The sequence below is a fragment of the Pedobacter aquae genome (assembly GCF_008195825.1).
GTDB classification, from domain to species: Bacteria; Bacteroidota; Bacteroidia; order Sphingobacteriales; family Sphingobacteriaceae; genus Pseudopedobacter; species Pseudopedobacter aquae.
Window position 1 is genome coordinate 3,342,120 of the sequence record NZ_CP043329.1, and the last position, 16,305, is coordinate 3,358,424.

14 protein-coding genes are annotated in these 16,305 nt (G+C 36.2%); 4 read left to right on the plus strand and 10 right to left on the minus strand.

Features of this window, described 5'->3' with window-relative positions; all coding sequences use genetic code 11:
* Entirely contained in the window at nt 1-1,668 is a 1,668-nt protein-coding gene (locus tag FYC62_RS14720; protein WP_039453416.1) for an SUMF1/EgtB/PvdO family nonheme iron enzyme, read from the plus strand.
* A 46-nt stretch (nt 1,669-1,714) separates the two neighbouring features.
* Here the strand turns inward: FYC62_RS14720 and FYC62_RS14725 are convergent, their stop codons facing one another.
* Both FYC62_RS14725 and FYC62_RS14730 read right to left on the minus strand, forming a co-directional pair.
* On the minus strand, nt 1,715-3,406 hold the full coding sequence (locus FYC62_RS14725) for a sodium:solute symporter (protein WP_149075938.1): 1,692 nt from the start codon (nt 3,404-3,406) through the stop codon (nt 1,715-1,717).
* 127 nt (nt 3,407-3,533) lie between these two features.
* Nucleotides 3,534-5,960 (minus strand): PIG-L family deacetylase, encoded by a 2,427-nt coding sequence (locus FYC62_RS14730; protein ID WP_149075483.1) that lies wholly within the window; start codon nt 5,958-5,960, stop codon nt 3,534-3,536.
* Nucleotides 5,961-6,137: 177 nt separating this feature from the next.
* On the opposite strand from FYC62_RS14730, the gene FYC62_RS14735 reads away from it, so the two are divergent.
* The 3 genes from FYC62_RS14735 to FYC62_RS14745 are packed head-to-tail and all read left to right on the plus strand — an operon-like array spanning nt 6,138 to nt 10,102.
* Nucleotides 6,138-7,490, plus strand: a complete 1,353-nt coding sequence (locus FYC62_RS14735; protein ID WP_039453422.1) for a 3-keto-disaccharide hydrolase — start codon at nt 6,138-6,140, stop codon at nt 7,488-7,490.
* A gap of 18 nt (nt 7,491-7,508) precedes the next feature.
* Entirely contained in the window at nt 7,509-8,861 is a 1,353-nt protein-coding gene (locus FYC62_RS14740) for a Gfo/Idh/MocA family protein (RefSeq protein WP_039453424.1), read from the plus strand.
* 38 nt (nt 8,862-8,899) lie between these two features.
* Nucleotides 8,900-10,102 (plus strand): Gfo/Idh/MocA family protein, encoded by a 1,203-nt coding sequence (locus tag FYC62_RS14745; RefSeq protein WP_149075484.1) that lies wholly within the window; start codon nt 8,900-8,902, stop codon nt 10,100-10,102.
* Nucleotides 10,103-10,134: 32 nt separating this feature from the next.
* On the opposite strand, the gene rpiB is transcribed toward FYC62_RS14745, so the two are convergent.
* From rpiB to FYC62_RS14785, 8 genes are all read right to left on the minus strand, one after another.
* The gene (rpiB, locus tag FYC62_RS14750) at nt 10,135-10,569 is read right to left on the minus strand and encodes a ribose 5-phosphate isomerase B (protein ID WP_039453429.1); all 435 of its coding nucleotides are present in this window, start codon (nt 10,567-10,569) and stop codon (nt 10,135-10,137) included.
* A gap of 6 nt (nt 10,570-10,575) precedes the next feature.
* Nucleotides 10,576-11,472 carry a twin-arginine translocase subunit TatC gene (gene tatC, locus FYC62_RS14755; RefSeq protein ID WP_149075485.1) on the minus strand — a complete coding sequence of 299 codons (897 nt, stop codon included), beginning with the start codon at nt 11,470-11,472 and terminating at the stop codon, nt 10,576-10,578.
* 48 nt (nt 11,473-11,520) lie between these two features.
* A complete protein-coding gene (gene accC, locus FYC62_RS14760) occupies nt 11,521-12,861 on the minus strand; it encodes an acetyl-CoA carboxylase biotin carboxylase subunit (RefSeq protein ID WP_039453434.1) in 1,341 nt (446 codons plus the stop codon).
* Between the two features lie 78 nt (nt 12,862-12,939).
* Entirely contained in the window at nt 12,940-13,416 is a 477-nt protein-coding gene (accB, locus tag FYC62_RS14765; RefSeq protein WP_039453436.1) for an acetyl-CoA carboxylase biotin carboxyl carrier protein, read from the minus strand.
* Between the two features lie 69 nt (nt 13,417-13,485).
* Nucleotides 13,486-14,481 carry a beta-ketoacyl-ACP synthase III gene (locus FYC62_RS14770; protein WP_039453438.1) on the minus strand — a complete coding sequence of 332 codons (996 nt, stop codon included), beginning with the start codon at nt 14,479-14,481 and terminating at the stop codon, nt 13,486-13,488.
* Between the two features lie 17 nt (nt 14,482-14,498).
* Complete coding sequence (gene plsX, locus FYC62_RS14775; protein WP_039453441.1) at nt 14,499-15,437, minus strand: phosphate acyltransferase PlsX; 939 nt, start codon at nt 15,435-15,437, stop codon at nt 14,499-14,501.
* A 101-nt stretch (nt 15,438-15,538) separates the two neighbouring features.
* Nucleotides 15,539-15,730 (minus strand): 50S ribosomal protein L32, encoded by a 192-nt coding sequence (gene rpmF / locus FYC62_RS14780; RefSeq protein ID WP_026905222.1) that lies wholly within the window; start codon nt 15,728-15,730, stop codon nt 15,539-15,541.
* A gap of 17 nt (nt 15,731-15,747) precedes the next feature.
* A complete protein-coding gene (locus FYC62_RS14785; protein ID WP_039453445.1) occupies nt 15,748-16,278 on the minus strand; it encodes a YceD family protein in 531 nt (176 codons plus the stop codon).
* Between the last annotated feature and the right edge of the window lie 27 nt (nt 16,279-16,305).

The following is a 16,305-nucleotide window of genomic DNA, read 5'->3' on the forward strand; positions in this document are numbered from 1 at the left end:
ATGAGAAAAAATACCATTACTTTTCTTTCGGCCTGCATATGTTTGATGATGATATTAAGCTCTTGCCAAAAGAATGCTGGTCCGTCAAAAATATCTGGTAAAACCGGAGCCTTATACAATCAAAAACGACCTGGTTCTCTTCAAGTAATGCCTAAAACTAAGCCGACACCGGGTCCTGGTTTGGTTCATATTGAAGGAGGTACTTTTGTTTTAGGAGGTTCTACCATAGATGATATTGGTTATGATTACGCTTCTCCAAAAAGAAGAGTTTCTGTGGCTACATTTTACATGGATGAAACCGAAGTAGCTAACCTAGACTGGTTAGAGTATTTAAATTGGATAAAAGAAGTAGCTGCTGATACCAGATGGTATTATGAAGCTTTACCAGATACTTTAGTTTGGAGAAGTCCGCTTGCTTATAATGAGCCTTATGTAAATAATTATTTAAGACATCCGGCTTATCAAGATTATCCTGTTGTGGGTGTTACTTGGGAGCAAGCTAATGCTTATTGCGATTGGAGAACTAATGTTGTTAACGAGAATATCTTGCGTAACAAGGGCATCATGAACAATTGGGGTGCTTATTCTGCGGCTAAAATGGGAACAGCAAAAGGTGGTAAAGGTGGCGCAGCAGCTGCAACCGGAAACAAAGTAAATACAGAACCTTTTGATTTAGACCTTTATTTAAATGGGCAGTATAACGATTTGGGTAAAGGAGCACCAAGACCCAATGTTGTAACTGCACAAGCACAGCCACAAGCTGGAGGTAAAAAAGGAGCAGCAAATACCGGAAGAATTGCAAAAATTGAAGATGGTGTTTTCACCCCTGGTAGATATAGATTACCAACCGAGGCAGAGTGGGAATATGCGGCTTTAGCTTTAAGAAGCGATGGAAGCAATAGTATTGTTAAAAGCGGTAAAGTTTACCCTTGGTATGGGATAGGTGTACGTTCTCCTAATAAAGATACTAGAGGTTTAATATACGCCAACTTTAAAAGAGGTGGTGGAGATAATATGGGTGTTGCAGGTTATTTAAATGATGGTGCCGATATTACAGCTCCTGTTAAAGCATACATTCCAAACGATTTTGGATTGTTCAATATGGCTGGTAATGTAAGCGAGTGGACAAGCGATACTTACCGCCAATTATCTTTTGATGAAGTAGAAGATTTTAACCCTTACCGTGGTAACGTATTTGAAAATAATGCTTATGATGATAAAGGTCAAATACAAACTATAGGTAAAACTAATGTACCTAAAAAGGTTAAAGCTACAGCTGGTAAAAAAGATGCTTACGAGATACAAAAAAGCAAATACGGTAACGCTACTGAGCCTAGTCCAAGCACACCAGAACCTAAGGATGATAAAATGGCTTCTGCTGTACCAACTTTTAATGCAGACCAAAGGGGCTATATAGATACTGAAAACCTAGACCTTTATGGTAAAATCACTTTAATAAGTGACCGTTCTAAAGTATTTAAAGGTGGCTCTTGGAATGATAGAGCTTACTGGTTAAACCCAGGAACCAGAAGATATTTAGACCAAGGTGAAGCTAGTTCTGAGATTGGTTTCAGATGTGCGATGAGTAGTGTAGGAGATCCTCAGATTAATCCTAAATCAACACCACAGTTTAGGCAACCAAAATCTAGAGTAGGATTTAAGAAGTAATAGGAATTAAAAAAGCCTCTCCAGATGATTTTTGGAGAGGCTTTTTTTATGCCCGTGATTTTTCTTTTTGTAGATACTGAAATAGATAGCCCCAAGCAATTACCAATACACAGCCGAAAAGATTAAGCCATAAATAAGCCATTATATCAAAATAATAGGCAGTAAAAACAAATACCTCTGTAACTAGGGCCGCTGTAAATACAGCTTTACCCCCAATTTTTTTGAAGTAAAAGGCAACTAAGAAAATCCCTAAAATGGTTCCATAAAATAAAGAACCTAGAATATTAACAGCTTCTAATAAATTACCCAATTTACCTGCAAACAAAGCCATTGCTAGGCTTAAAATACCCCAAAAGAGGGTTATGGCTTTACTTACGTTGAGGTATTTTAAATCGCTACCTGTTTTATTGATTAATCTTTTATAAATATCAACACTTGTGGTTGACGCTAATGAGTTTAAGGCGCTGGCTGTTGAACCCATAGAAGCTAAACAAACAATGGCTACCAATAAACCAATTAGCCCTTGCGGTAAGTACTGTGTAACAAAGCTCAGGAAAACGTAATTAGTATCGTCTGTATCTGCATTAGGGTCGTTTTTTTTCATCACCATTAATGCATCTTCTCTTTTTTCTTGTAAGTTTTTATTTGCTAGTACTACATCTGCTTTTAAAGAAGTTATATCATTTTGTTGATGATTGATAGCGTTTTCCAGAGCTATTACTTTTTGTTTTTTAGCTTCAAAGGCAGCATCAAAAGCTTGTTCTTTTTGTTTAAATTCATCGGCGTAAGCGCTTTTTTCTACTTTATTAATTTCATACGTATTAAAAAACACAGGAGGCTTTTGGTATTGATAAAAGCAGAAAACCAATATCCCTATCAATAATATTAAAAATTGCATGGGTACTTTTAGCAAGCCATTCATCAATAAGCCCATTCTGCTTTGCCCTACAGAGCTTCCGGTTAAATAGCGACCAACCTGAGATTGATCTGTGCCAAAGTAAGATAGCTGTAGGAAAAAGCCCCCTATTAATCCCGTCCAAACGGTATATCTATTATTTAAATCAAACTCCCAATCTATCACATTCATTTTACCCATTTTGCCTGCAATGTCTAAAGCATCGGTAAAACCTACAGAAGCGGGTAAAAGTGCTACCACTACAAAGCCAGCTAAAAATAAGCCCGAAAAGATGATGCTCATTTGTAAAAGCTGGGTATAAGAAACAGCTTTTGTGCCTCCGTAAAAGGTGTACAATATCACTACAGAACCTATGATTAAAGTAGTATAAGTTGGGTCTACATTTAATATGGTTGATAAGATGATTGACGGAGCATAAATGGTTATCCCGGTAGATAAGCCTCTTTGTATCAGAAATAAAAAAGCAGTTAAAACTCTGGTTTTTAAATCAAACCTTTGTTCTAAAAACTCATATGCGGTATAAACCTTTAGTTTATGAAATATAGGGATGAAAGTTATACAAAGCACAATCATGGCTAAGGGTAAGCCAAAATAAAATTGTACGAAGCGCATTCCATCGGTATAAGCTAAACCCGGGGCTGATAAAAAAGTAATAGCGCTGGCTTGTGTAGCCATTACCGATAAACCAACGTGGTACCAAGGCAAAGAACGGTCGCCAAGTAAGTAACCGTCTATATGTTTACTTGCTTTACTTTTCCATATTCCATAAACCACAATAAAAATAATGGTAAAGGCAAGTACAAACCAATCTATTAAACTCATGAGAAGCGAATAGTAATCAAGTAAAAAATTATAACCAGGATGATAAGCCAGTAAACCAGCAAACGGTAAAATTGGCCCCACGATTTTATGAAAGGAGGAAGCTCAGTATCTTTAATTTTTTTATCCATTATTTACTTATCAGGTTTACAAATAAACGGTAAGCGCCTGCAACGCCTGCAGGTAACTCTCTAAAGAATGATAAACCGGTATAAACAAATTTCCCTTTACCATAAGCTGTTACCAAAAGTGCACCTGATTTTTGTTTCTCTCCAGTGTCGTTCATGCCTAAGGGTTGTTCGTATCGGTTATCGGCATCATCTGCGAAATATAAACCTCTTTCTTGTATCCAACCATCAAAATCTTTAGCAGTTAATTTATTAGGGTAATTTAACACTTTACTTTCTGGCTTTAAGAAAAATATTTTGGCATTTTCCTCGGTAACCCTATCTCTGGCGATGTTAAACGGATAAGGACCAATTTCTGTACTTAGTAACGGTCTGTTTACATTATACTGCACCAATAAAGTACCACCGTTTTCTATATACTTTAACAGATTCTGTCTTGCAAAAGGTAATTTCTCATTGGTATTAAAAGCTCTTACTCCGGTGATAATGGCATCATAAGCAGATAAATCTCCTGTTAACATTTCTTTTTCTGTAAGGATATTTACTTGATAACCTATTTGCTTCAGCGATTCTGGAATTAAATCTCCTGCTCCGTTGATGTAGCCGATGCGTTTATTCCCAGTTGTTTTTATATCTAGCTTGGTAAGTTTTAGTTCGGCTTCAGAGAAATAACTTATGGTAGGGATATGCTCATATTTAATTTCATGATAAGCTTTTTGATAAGTCTCATTAGCAATTTGAGCTGTGAATTTTAAAACAACACTTTCATCTACCGCTGCTGGCGTAACTTTAAATATGAGGTTTAGCTCTTCTCCCATGTTTTTGAAGTTAAAGCTTTGCTTTGCCGGACTAATTTTCCAGTTTTTAGGTAATTCTGGAATTAATTCGCCACTGAGGTTTTCTTTAAATGATTTTAACCTTACACGTATTTCTTTCTCATCTTGATTGGAGAAAAGTAACACCTTATCTTCTGGGTTGATTGTGATAGGTGAAGCTATAACCAAAGGTTGATAAACTTCACCTCTTACTTGGTCTGTATATTTATAAATGACAGGAATTTCATAATCCAAACTGTAGTTATTAAAGCTAAGTGTAACTTGTATAGCGTGTGCTGTTGGTCCATCGGGCTGTAATATGTCAGCTTGTTTATTTAAAACATATTGCCCTATAGGATGCTGGTTTACCAACCAATAAGGCTGGGTAATTTTATTTATTTGTGTTTGATTTTTGGCGCTATAAAGCTGGTTGATATTTAAATCGGTTGTTTTTTGGTTAAAAGCAGTAATTTTTACGTTTGGATATTGCGTAACGGCACTTAGATTAAATTCGATAGGAGTATTTTGTGCGACAAAAGCTTGTTTAGCTTGCGCTTCTAACCAAGTTCCACTGCAATTAAGAATCAGTTTTTTAACTTCTTCTAGCTTAACATTTTTATAAAAACTATCGGGTAAAGCAGCTATTTTTTGATGAAGTTTGATTAAATCCTCAACAATAAGACCTGGCTTTTCTATATTAAATTTCTCTTGAATGCTTGTAATATCTTTAGCTATATCGGTTTTAATTTGAAGTCTGCCCCAGCTTAAATCTATTCCTTCAAATAAATCTTTTTGCGGAAGTTCACCTTGCCAACTGCTAAAATATTCTATACTTGAGCCTCTTTGTCTGGCAGAGCCAAAACCTTGGCTTTTATGCATAGATCTACTTTCGGCAGCAATTTCGCCATAACCTTTTCCTAGTAAGTTGTTAAATAAGCCAACATCTATTTTCAATTGGTCGTTGGCAGTGGTATTGGCCGAACCAAAATTATAGGTATTCCAAAGAATTCTTTTAGGTTGCCATATACTTACTTCTTTCAGCTGCTCTGTAAATTGCTTTGAGTCTGCAGCAGCTTTAAAAGCCTCTTGAGCTAAAATAGATGATGCTTGATGGTGGCCATGGCCCGCTCTTGCATCATTTGGAAACCGGGTTATGATAACATCGGGTTTAAATTTTCTGATGATGTATACCACATCACCTAATATTTCTTTCTTATTCCAGATGTTAAAAGTTTCATCGGCAGTTTTAGAGAAACCAAAATCATTAGCTCTAGTAAAAAATTGGATAGCGCCATCAGTTCTACGGGCTGCTAAAAGTTCTTGAGTTCTTATCAAACCTAATTCTTCAGATTGCTCATTACCGATAAGATTTTGCCCGCCATCTCCTCTGGTTAAAGATAAATAGGCAGTTCTTACCAGCTTTTCTTTAGCTAAATAGCTTAATAAACGTGTATTCTCATCATCAGGATGAGCCGCAATGTAAAGCACACTTCCTAGAACATCTAACTTTTTTAAATCTAGTTTAAGCTCTGCCGCATTGGGTAAAGCATTGTTTTGGGCAAAAGAAAAATAAGGTAGTACTAAAAAATATAAGAACAGATTTCTAAGTTTCATGGGTTTGGTTTCTTTTAAACTTCGGCTAAGTAAAATAATAAATTTTTGCTTATACGCTTCTAGAACAAAAAAATTACAAAACTCGCTATCAAAAGGTTAATAAAATTTCACGCTGTTAAAGATAATTAGATTTAATTTTTTTAGATTAGGAGTTGCTAACCAATTTATCAGTTCAACATGAAATTTAAAACAGGCATTGTATTGTTATTAACATTTGCTGCTTTTGGGCAAACGATTGCCCAAGACAAATGGGAGTCTTTATTTAATGGAAAAGACTTTAAAGGCTGGAAACAGTTAAACGGAAAAGCTAAGTATGAAGTTAGAAACGGAGAGATTGTAGGAACTACAGTTTCTAATGAACCTAACTCTTTTATGGCTACCGAAAAAAACTACGGCGACTTTATTCTAGAATTAGAACTTCTGGTTGACAACAGCATGAATTCTGGCGTACAGTTTAGAAGTTTAAGTAAAGCAGACTATCGTGATGGTAGAGTTCATGGCTATCAGATGGAAATAGACCCTTCTAGCAGAGCTTGGAGTGGCGGCGTTTACGATGAAGGTAGAAGAGGCTGGTTATATAATATGGAGATTAATCCAGAAGGTAAAAAAGCTTTTAAACCTGGTCAATGGAATAAATACCGTATTGAAGCCATAGGTAATACTTTAAGAACTTGGGTAAATGGTATTCCTACAGCACATGTTGTAGATGCAGAAACAGCATCAGGTTTTATTGCCTTACAGGTACATTCTATCAGAAAAGATGAAACTCCTGGTAAAGAAATCAGATGGAGAAATATCAGAATACAAACGAGCAATTTACAACCTTCTAAGCCAGATGGTATTTTCATCGCTAATTATATCCCAAATCATTTGTCTCCGCAAGAGAAAGCTAAAGGTTATAGTTTGTTATTTGATGGAAAAAACACTTCGCAATGGAGAGGAGCTTATAAAACCACTTTCCCTACACAGGGTTGGGAAGTTGTTGAAAACGAGTTAAGAGTTAAAGATGCTGATGGAAGCGAGTCTACTAACGGTGGTGATATTGTTACTTTAAAAGAATATAGCGCTTTTGAGTTTCAGTTTGATTTTAAACTTTCTAAAGGCGCTAATAGCGGCGTAAAATACTTTGTCACTGAAAGCGAGGGGAATAAAGGTTCTGCTATTGGCCCAGAGTATCAAATTTTAGATGATGCCACACATCCCGATGCAAAATTGGGTAGAGATGGCAATCGTACGCTTGGTTCTTTATATGATTTAATGACTTCTAAGAAAATACCTGCTGCACAAAAGGCTGTAGGCGAGTGGAATAAAGGCATCATCAGGGTTTACCCAGATAATAGGGTTGAGTATTGGTTAAACGGCCACAATATCCTTAATTATACCAGAGGATCGGCAGAGTTCTTGAAATTGGTGTCAGAAAGTAAGTATAAAGACTGGAAAAACTTTGGTATGGCTCCTAAAGGAAGACTTTTACTACAAGACCATGGAAATGCCGTGGCATTTAGAAGTTTAAAAATTAAACAACTGTAAACCTAAATTCAAAATAAAATGAACTCACGTAGAAAATTTATAAAACAGTCTGCTATTGCAGCAGCAGGAACATATTTTGGAGCTATGGGCTTCAGTGCAAAAAGTTATGGTAGAATTTTAGGCGCAAATGATAGGGTGCGTGTAGGCGCAGTTGGTTTTTCAGATCGTTTTAAAGATACTTTATTACCATGTTTTCTAAACCATCATCAAGAATTAAATTTTGATATGGTAGCCGTTTCTGATTTATGGAGCTATAGAAGAAACTTAGGTGTAGAGCTTTTAAAATCTAAATTTAATCATGATATAAAAGGATGTAGAAATAATGATGAATTGTATGCGATGAAAGATTTAGATGCTGTAATTGTGAGTACAGCAGATTTTCAGCATGCTTTACATGCCATAGAAGCTGTTAACGCTAAATGCGATGTTTACTGCGAAAAGCCTTTTGCAGAAACCATGGAAGATAATAGAGCAGCATTAAAAGCCATAAAAGCTTCTAAACAAATTATACAAATTGGTTCTCAAAGAAGAAGTGGCGCTAATTATAAAGCTGCGGCAGATTTTATCCAACAGGGTAAATTTGGCGATATCACGATGGTAGAGCTTACCTGGAATGTAAACCAACCTGGCAGATGGCGCCGACCAGATTTAGTAGCTAAACTAAAACAAGAAGATACAGATTGGAAACGCTTTTTAATGAACCGCCCGTTTGAAGAATGGGACCCAAGAAAATACTTAGAATACCGTTTATTCTGGCCTTATTCTTCGGGTATGCCTGGGCAATGGATGTCGCACCAGATTGATACCGTACATTGGTTTACTGGCTTAATGCATCCAAGAAGTGTGGTTGCTAATGGTGGAATTTACCAATGGAAAGATGGAAGAAGAAACTGGGATACCACAACTGCTGTTTTTGATTATGGTGATAAAGACATGAAAAAAGGTTTCCAAGTGGTATTTGGCTCTAGAATGCATAACGGAGACGAGCGCCCTGCCGAAATTTATTATGCTAATGGAGGTGAGTTAAACTTAAATACCAATAAAATTTCTCCTAAAGGTGGTTTGCAAGAGAAACAAGCTGCTGCTATGGGCTTAAAAGCTAATTTACTTCCAGAAATGAGCTTAACTAGCCAAGAGGAAAAAGTAGTTGCATCTGCCAATACTGGTGCAGATAGGTTAACTTCTAACCATATGCGTAATTGGATGGAATGTATCCGTAGTAGAAAAGAAACTAATGCACCAGTAGAAGCTGGTTATTACCATTCTGTTGCTACTATCATGACCAATGCTGCTGTAAGAACAGGTTCTAAAGCAACATTTGATGAAAAAACACAAGAAGTTATGGTAAATGGTAAAGTGTTTAAATATTAATACTACTTGTTCATAGCTATCGTTAATCATACTTAGAAATGCTAAGAAGAAATTTTATCAAGAAGACAAGTATTGTAACCGGAGGATTACTTTTGCAGCAAGAGCTATTACATGCTTTTGCTGCAAATACTCCTTTAAAGGTTGCTGTGATAGGTTGTGGAGATAGAGGTAATGGCCTCATTCAAGTGATGCAGGAACTAAAAGAGCAATTTAAGGTAACTGCTATTTGCGATACCTTAGATTTTAGACTAGCAGCTACACAAAAGTTATTAGGCAGAGAAAAAATAGCTTCTTACAAAGATTATAAAAAGCTTTTGGCTGAAGCCGATGTACAAGCTGTACTTATTGCTACTTCTCTTAATGCACATTATGATATTGCTTTAGCCGCTTTAAAAGCAGGAAAGCATGTGTATCTTGAAAAAGCAATGACTTACAATATCTCACAAGCTTTAGCTTTGGTAAAGGCTAAGGCTTTGCATCCAAATTTAACGTTGCAGGTTGGGCATCAATACCGTTACACGCCGCTTTACTTTAAAGTAAAGGAAATGATTGATAAAGGTTATCTAGGTAAAGTAACACAAATAGACTGTAGGTGGGATAGAAACTGGAATTGGCGTAGACCTGTACCTGAGCCATCTTTAGAAAGAAAAATCAATTGGCGTATGTACAAGGAGTATTCAGGTGGTTTAGCTGCCGAATTACTCTCTCACCAAATAGATTTTATCAATTGGGCTTTTGACACGCATCCAACGGAAGTTTATGCTACTGGAGGTGTAGATTATTATAAAGACGGACGAGAAACTTTTGATAATGTGCAAGCAACTTTTAGGTATGATAAAGACGGGATGATTGGTAATTACGGTGCCACCTGCGCTAATGCCAAGGATGGCTATCTATTTAAATTAAAAGGTACTAAAGGCAGCGTTTCTTTATTGATGAATCAAGGTGTTTTTTATCCCGAAAAGGAAACAAAAGCAGAGTTAGAAACCGTTGATGGCGTAACCGGTGCTACAAAAATTGTTTGGAATAAAGACGGGGGAATCCCTATTGAAGCTGATAAAAGTAAAGATGGAACATGGTATGCTCTAAAAGACTTTTTTGATTGTGTAGCCACGCATAAGAACCCACCATCTAACGTTTTAACAGGTGCCACTACAGCAATTTGTGTGCATATGGCCAATGAAGCTATGTATAACAGAAAAATACAATATTGGCAAAAAGAATATGATGTATTTACATAAAAAAATCCTGCTTTTAACGAGCAGGATTTTTTTTAGCAGGATATTTTTCCCACTCTATTGGCATGTCTGCCGCCTTCAAACTCTGTAGCTAAAAAAGCATCAATAATTTGTTTAGCTAAATCAATAGAAATAAAGCGCTCTGGAATACAAACAATATTAGCGTTGTTGTGCGCTCTTGCAAGTTTTGCCAGTTCAACTTCCCAACAAATGGCGGCTCTTATTCCTTGGTGTTTATTAGCTGTTATGGCTACACCATTAGCGCTTCCACAAATTAAAATACCTAAATCATAAGCGCCACTTTCTACTGCATTTGCTGTAGGGTGTGCAAAATCTGGATAATCTGTAGAATCTGATGAATAAGTGCCAAAATCTTTAACTTCTGTAATTTGAGGTAAGGAGTTTAGATAAGGAATAATTTGTCCTTTATAATTAAAACCAGCGTGGTCTGCCCCTATTGCAATTTTCATATGCTATTAATTTGCGTAAAACTCTTGTTCTTCTTTTAATCTCTTTTTATTAACCCTGCCAGATACGCCAATACTTATTTCATATAATAAGAATAATGGGAAACTAACAGTTAACATAGTTAATATATCTGGTGTAGGCGTTACAATAGCTGCAATAAGTAAAATTAAAACTACAGCATATCTTCTTTTCTCACGCATAAATTGCGGAGTCATGATACCTAATTTTGATAAAATATAAATCACTATAGGTAACTCAAAGACTACGCCACTACCTAAAGTTAATGTTGCCACAGATGATAAGTATGAATCTATGGTGATGGTATTTTCTATAATATCAGAAACAGTATAGTTGGTTAAGAAATTAACAGAAAGTGGTGCTATAATATAGTAACCAAATAAAATACCTATCAAGAAAAGCATACTAGCGTAGAAAACAAAACCATTGGCAGATTTACGCTCATTTTCATGCAATGCAGGCTTTACAAAACGCCATATTTCCCACAATAAGTACGGAAAGCCTAATGTTATACCCATTAATAAAGATGAGTTAATTTGCAGCGTAAATTGCCCTGCCATTTCTGTATTGATAATTTTTCCAGGGATTTCGGTGATGCAAAAATCAGGACCTAAGTTAAAACGTTCGCCAATTTTACACATCATTTGGTAAGTCCAGAAATCTGGGCGTTTGGGCCCCATGATGATGATATCAAAAAGAAAATCGTAGTAAGCAAAAGCAAGTACAGTGAAAACCACTATCGCTATAGCAGAGCGTATTAAATGCCATCTTAAAACCTCAATATGATCAAAGAAAGACATTTCTGCCTCTATAGTTTTACCTTTCTGCTTGATAGCTTCAACTAAATCTTTTTTCGCTCTTTTGCCATATGAAAACAAAAATACCATTCTGTTTTATAATCAGAATGGTATTTGTATAAATAATATTATTAAAGTTTACTCAGCAAAATCAAAAGACTCCATAAACTTTGTAGTGAAGTTACCAGCTCTAAAATTAGGGTCTTTCAATAGCTTTAAGTGGAAAGGAATGGTTGTTTTAATACCTTCAATCACAAATTCACTTAAGGCTCTTTCCATGGTGTTTAAAGCTTCTTCACGTGTTTGTGCAACGCAAATAACCTTTGCAATCATAGAATCGTAATTAGGTGGAATAGTATAACCCGCATAAACGTGAGTATCTATTCTAACTCCGTGTCCGCCTGGCGAGTGGAAATGTGTGATTTTACCAGGTGATGGTCTGAAATTATTGAATGGATCTTCCGCATTGATACGGCATTCTATAGCATGCATAGTTGGCTCGTAAGATTTTCCTGAGATAGGAATACCCGCAGCAACTTTTATCTGCTCTTTAATTAAGTCAAAATTGATAACTTCTTCCGTTACCGGATGCTCTACTTGGATACGCGTATTCATTTCCATGAAGTAGAAATTACGGTGTTTATCAACCAAAAATTCTACAGTACCCGCACCTTCATATTTTACAGCTTGTGCACCAGCGATAGCTGCTTTACCCATTCTCTCACGTAACTCTGGTGTCATGAAAGGAGAAGGAGCTTCTTCAACTAATTTTTGGTGACGTCTTTGAATAGAGCAATCTCTTTCAGAAAGGTGGCAAACTTTTCCGTATTGGTCTCCAATAACTTGGATTTCAATATGACGTGGGTCTTCTATATATTTTTCAAGATATAAACCATCGTTACCAAAAGCAGCACCTGATTCCTGACGAGCAGAATCATAAGCTGGTTCAAATTCTTCATCGTTCCAAACAACACGCATACCACGGCCACCACCGCCAGCAGTTGCTTTTAAGATAACCGGATAACCAATTTCATTAGCAGTAACAATTCCTGATTTTAAATCAGCAACCAAACCTTCTGAACCTGGTATAGTAGGTACACCAGCAATTTTCATGGTTTCTTTTGCTGATGCTTTATCGCCCATGCTATTGATTTGTTCTGCCGTTGCACCAATAAATTTGATACCATACTCTGCACAAATAGCAGAAAACTTAGCGTTTTCTGATAAAAATCCGTAACCAGGATGTATGGCATCTGCGTTGGTAACTTCAGCAGCAGAAATAATATTTGGGATATTTAAATAGGAATCTTTACTTGGAGGTGGACCAATACAAACAGCTTCATCAGCAAATCTTACATGAAGACTGTCTCTATCTGCTGTAGAGTAAACGGCAACAGTTTTAATGCCCATTTCTTTACACGTACGTATGATACGTAATGCTATTTCTCCACGATTGGCAATTAGTATTTTTTTAAACATGAGTATTCAATTTGTCGATATTGATAAGTTAATTTTCTTCCAATGGCAAATTCTTCCTTGCTTATTTGGACAAATTGATTAAATAGGTTCTACTAAGAATAAAGGTTGGTCGTACTCAACAGGTTGTGCATTTTCAACCAAAACTTTAACGATACGGCCAGAAACTTCAGATTCTATTTCATTAAATAGTTTCATGGCTTCTATAATACAAACTACCTGACCTGCTGAAATCTCATCTCCTACATTTACAAAAGATGGTTTTTCTGGGTTTGCTGAGCGGTAGAAAGTACCAATCATTGGAGATTTTACAGTGATGTATTTTGAAGCATCATCAATAGCTACCGCTGGAGCTGCTGCTGCAGGAGCCGCCGCCGCTGGAGCTGCTGCTGGAACCTGAGCTACCATTTGTTGCTGTGGTTGTGCAGTCACATAAGTAGGCTCTTGATTGGTTTTTATTGTAATTTTAAAGTCTTGCTCTTCTATTGACACTTCATTCACACCTGATTTTGATACGAACTTGATCAGATCTTGAATTTGTTTAATATCCATTCCCATTGATATAGGTTTTTATTAGTGTTAAAGTTTATTTTAAAAAAAATCTAATATAGTAATCTCTTAGCTAAATTAAGCATTATATGCCCATTTCAAATATACAGAGCCCCAAGTGAAACCGCCACCAAAGGCTGCCAATATCACATTATCGCCTTTTTTTAGTTTGCTTTCCCATTCCCACAAACATAAAGCTATGGTTCCATTGGTGGTGTTTCCGTACTTTTCTATGTTAATCATTACTTTTTCTGGACCAACACCCATACGGTTTGCTGTAGCATCTATAATTCTTTTATTTGCTTGGTGAGGCACTAACCAGGCAATGTCATCAGAAGTAAGGTTGTTTTTCTCCATAATTTCTGCTGCCACATTGGCCATATTGGTCACTGCAAATTTAAAAACAGTTTGTCCTTCTTGGTAAGCGTAATGTTCTTTATTGTCTATGGTTTCATAGCTGGCAGGTTTTAAAGAACCTCCTGCTTTTAGGTTTAAGAAATTTTTTCCAGCACCATCACTTTTAAGGATAGAATCTATAATTCCTAATCCTTCATCATTAGGTTCTAAAAGTGCGCATCCACAACCATCACCAAAAATGATACAGGTTGTACGGTCTTCGTAATTGATGATAGAAGACATTTTATCACCACCTACTACTAAAACTTTTTTATGTTTACCAGACTCAATAAACTGAGCTCCGGTAGATAAACCAAATATAAAACCAGAGCAAGCAGCTTGTAAATCATATCCCCAAGCGTTAACGGCACCAATTTTATCAGCTAAAATATTTGCTGTAGCTGGGAAAGGCATATCGGGTGTAGAAGTACAGAATATAATTAAATCAATTTCTTCTGCAGATATTCCTCTCTTTTTTAAAAGACCTTCTACGGCAGGTACTGCCATATCTGAAGTTGCAAGGCCTTCTCCTTTTTGTATTCTTCTCTCTTTGATACCAGTACGGGAGGTAATCCACTCGTCGTTGGTATCAACCATGGTTTCCAGTTCCTGGTTTGTTAAAATATAATCAGGTACGTAACCATTAACTGCTGTTATAGCAGCATGAATTTTACTCATATTTTGGTGTTATTAGATTAATTGAAGGCAATTTTAAACTTATCAATGATTTTAGTTTCAATCATATCTCTTGAAAGTAAAGCCATATTTTTAATTGCTTCTGGGCTTGATATACCATGCCCTATAATTACCGGAGCGTTAACGCCTAAAATAGGGCTGCCTCCATATTGTTCGTAGTTAAACCTATCAAAAAACTCATCTTTCATGCCCTTTTTAAGGGTTAATACATAAAAAGATTCAGCAAGTTTTAAGACAACATTACCAGTAAAACCGTCACAAACAATAACATCAGCTTTATCATTAAAAAGGTCTCTGCCTTCTATGTTGCCAATGAAATTAATCAATTCGGTTTCTTTCATGAGGGTATAACTAGCCTGTGTTAACAGGTTACCTTTTTCTTCTTCCTCGCCTATGTTCATTAAACCCACTTTGGCATTGGCAATATTGTAAATATGCTCTGCGTAAATACTGCCCAATATACCAAACTGTAATAAGGTATCGGGTTTGCAATCTGCATTGGCACCAACATCTAACAAAATTCCGCAGCCACCTTTGGCTTTAGGGACAATAGAAGCAATTGCAGGTCTGATAACTCCAGGAACTGTTTTTACGCTAAACATAGCGCCAACCAGCATGGCTCCGGTATTGCCAGCAGAAGCAAAAGAATCTATCTCACCATCTTTTAAAAGGGTAAAACCTAAAGAAATGCTAGAGTTTGGTTTTTGTACTATTGCTTTGGTAGGGTGTTCTCCCATACCAATTACCTCTGTGGTATGAATAATTTGAAAGAGGTCTGGATTAAAGTTGTTATCCTTAAGAATAGGGTCTATGAGAGTTCTATCTCCGATAAGAACTAACTTTTGGTCTTCTTTGAGTTGTTTATAAGCCTCAATGGCACCCAATACTGTTGCTTTGGGCGCATAATCGCCACCCATTATATCTAAGCCAATTTTCATAAGAATAATCTGCTTTTAAATGGAAATAAAAAACTTTTATACAATTTTAAGGTGAAAAAGCCATTTTGCATTGTATAAAAGTTTTTCATGCTTGAAAATACTTAAGCTATTGTAGTATTCTCGATAAGAAGTTTACCCTTGTAGTAAAGATTACCGTCTACATTGTAGGCTCTGTGTGGCAAATGAACTGCACCAGTTTCTTTACAAGTCCATAATGATGGAGCTTCTGCTTTATAGTGCGTTCTTCTTTTATCTCTTCTAGATTTTGATATTTTACGCTTTGGATGTGCCATTTTTTCCTATTTTATAATTATTTTTTGATATTCTTTAAAGCTGCCCAACGGGGATCTAAATCACCATTATCTTCACTGTCTTCTGTTGATAGTTCTTGTAACTTAGCAATCATGTCTTTGTCACAAGCATCAGTATTTCCTGGATTATCACACATGTTAATGTATGGTGCTGCCAAGGTAATCATTTCATATATAAACGTAGAGGTATCAACCTCAACATCATTTTTTGTTAAAACAATAACTTCGTCTGTTTCCTCTAAATCATCTTCTTGAGAGAATTTAGCAATTAACCTATCACGGGTATCAAGCGCTTGAGGATATTCTGCCAAACAACGGTCACAATCTAGGTAAATAAACCCAGTGATGTGAAAATCTAATACTAACATGGTTTCTTGTCTATCTAAAACAAGATCTACTTTTAGTAAGCCGTTTTTAACTAGCGAATATTCAAACTCATTGAAAAAGCTACCATCAACATCAAAATTGAATTGATGAAGACCCAGCTTTAACCCCGTAAACGGAACCGAATATTGTTTAAGTAATTTCAAAGTCCGACAATTAAGCCTGCAAATTTA

Bases quoted from the DNA above. Each gene is read 5' to 3' on its own strand.
- FYC62_RS14770 (WP_039453438.1), bottom strand. From the start codon at position 14,481: ATGAGTAAAATTCATGCTGCTATAACAGCAGTTAATGGTTACGTACCT.
- rpmF (WP_026905222.1), bottom strand. From the start codon at position 15,730: ATGGCACATCCAAAGCGTAAAATATCAAAATCTAGAAGAGATAAAAGA.
- plsX (WP_039453441.1), bottom strand. From the start codon at position 15,437: ATGAAAATTGGCTTAGATATAATGGGTGGCGATTATGCGCCCAAAGCA.
- FYC62_RS14735 (WP_039453422.1), top strand. From the start codon at position 6,138: ATGAAATTTAAAACAGGCATTGTATTGTTATTAACATTTGCTGCTTTT.
- FYC62_RS14740 (WP_039453424.1), top strand. From the start codon at position 7,509: ATGAACTCACGTAGAAAATTTATAAAACAGTCTGCTATTGCAGCAGCA.
- rpiB (WP_039453429.1), bottom strand. From the start codon at position 10,569: ATGAAAATTGCAATAGGGGCAGACCACGCTGGTTTTAATTATAAAGGA.
- FYC62_RS14730 (WP_149075483.1), bottom strand. From the start codon at position 5,960: ATGAAACTTAGAAATCTGTTCTTATATTTTTTAGTACTACCTTATTTT.
- accB (WP_039453436.1), bottom strand. From the start codon at position 13,416: ATGGGAATGGATATTAAACAAATTCAAGATCTGATCAAGTTCGTATCA.
- accC (WP_039453434.1), bottom strand. From the start codon at position 12,861: ATGTTTAAAAAAATACTAATTGCCAATCGTGGAGAAATAGCATTACGT.
- FYC62_RS14725 (WP_149075938.1), bottom strand. From the start codon at position 3,406: ATGAGTTTAATAGATTGGTTTGTACTTGCCTTTACCATTATTTTTATT.
- FYC62_RS14720 (WP_039453416.1), top strand. From the start codon at position 1: ATGAGAAAAAATACCATTACTTTTCTTTCGGCCTGCATATGTTTGATG.
- FYC62_RS14745 (WP_149075484.1), top strand. From the start codon at position 8,900: ATGCTAAGAAGAAATTTTATCAAGAAGACAAGTATTGTAACCGGAGGA.
- tatC (WP_149075485.1), bottom strand. From the start codon at position 11,472: ATGGTATTTTTGTTTTCATATGGCAAAAGAGCGAAAAAAGATTTAGTT.